This window comes from Aminobacter sp. MET-1 (assembly GCF_026521175.1).
Lineage (GTDB): Bacteria > Pseudomonadota > Alphaproteobacteria > Rhizobiales > Rhizobiaceae > Aminobacter.
The window spans coordinates 1-253 of sequence record NZ_JAMSHL010000143.1 but is presented as its reverse complement, the minus strand read 5'-3'; the positions used below and the strand labels follow the sequence as shown (position 1 = coordinate 253).

Genomic DNA, 253 nt, shown 5'->3' with positions numbered 1-253 from the left:
TTGATGCCGCTGATCCTCGACCTGCAGCGCCACTGGGACGAAGCCAAGAACGATCCGGCCTTCAAGGCGGAGCTGAGCGAGCTGTCGACCCATTATGCCGGCCGGCCGTCCAAGCTCTATTACGCCGAAGGCCTGACCCGGCATCTTCGTGACGTGTCCTCGGCAAAAGGCCTTGGCGGCGGCGCCAAGATCTACTTCAAGCGCGAGGACCTGAACCACACGGGCTCGCACAAGATCAACAACTGCCTGGGCC

The 253-nt window shown here is 62.5% G+C and carries 1 pseudogene; it reads left to right on the top strand.

Features of this window, described 5'->3' with window-relative positions:
- A pseudogene (locus tag NDO48_RS29375) lies at nucleotides 1-253 on the top strand (tryptophan synthase subunit beta); the annotation flags it as partial.